The sequence below is a fragment of the Sphaerisporangium flaviroseum genome (genome assembly GCF_039537005.1).
Lineage (GTDB): Bacteria > Actinomycetota > Actinomycetes > Streptosporangiales > Streptosporangiaceae > Sphaerisporangium > Sphaerisporangium flaviroseum.
In genome coordinates this window covers 1-774 of the sequence record NZ_BAAAZR010000051.1, presented here as the reverse complement: position 1 = coordinate 774, position 774 = coordinate 1, and the positions used below count along the sequence as shown (strand labels likewise).

At 71.7% G+C, this 774-nt stretch carries 2 pseudogenes; both read right to left on the bottom strand.

Annotated features, from left to right (window positions below):
• Positions 1-460 (bottom strand): annotated as a pseudogene (locus ABD810_RS36525) (IS200/IS605 family accessory protein TnpB-related protein); the annotation flags it as partial.
• Positions 461-549: 89 nt separating this feature from the next.
• A pseudogene (locus ABD810_RS41210) lies at positions 550-642 on the bottom strand (CPBP family glutamic-type intramembrane protease); the annotation flags it as partial.
• Positions 643-774: the final 132 nt, after the last annotated feature.

Sequence of the window (774 nt, the reverse complement as noted above, 5' to 3'; positions counted from 1 at the left end):
CCGCGTCGAAGTTCAGGTCCTCGATCGCGATGGCTTTCACGCCGCAGGTGTGCGCCCAGCTCAGCAGCCGCGTCAGAGCGTGCCGCACTTGGGCGTCGCGGTAGTCGGCGGCCCCGGACAGCTCGTAGAGGAAGCGGCGCGGCTCCCCGACCGGGTTGCCGTGCACATCGAGCCGCCAGGCGGCCAGGTGATCGGCGTTGGTGTCCACGCCGATCACGCCCTGGGCGAGAGCGGTCGTGAGCGCGATGGTCGTGGCTGGAGGAATCTGCCAGGAAGCGGTCAGGTACCAGCGCCCGCGCTCGACGTCATAGTGGATGCGGTAGGCGACTGCGCGGTTGGTCTCGATGCGGTCGCGCCATTCGGTGCCTCGGTGCGGGAACCGCACCTGGCCGGTGAGGACGTACCGGCCGTGCTTGGCGTTCGCCAGATGCGCCAGCGGCGCGGGCAGCTTGATCGACACCTCGCCGTCGGGGGTGAGGCGGATCGTCTCGTGGGCGGGGCGGCCGCGTCACCGACCAGCAGGACGAGGCCCACCGACGCGTTCAGCGCGCCGTGGCCGACGACCGCGGGCCAGGCGCTGCCGGAGTAGAGCCGCAGCCAGCCGAGCAGGCATCCGTAGGCCACGCAGAAGACGACGAACATGGGCGCCGCCCACGCGCCGAGCTAGGGGTAGTTGTAGCCGCGAAGGGTGAGCGGGGCGTGCCAGGCCCCCCAGATCACCCCGGAGACCAGCAGCGCCCGCCAGGTGCCCAGCGGCATCAGGCGCGGCAGCAG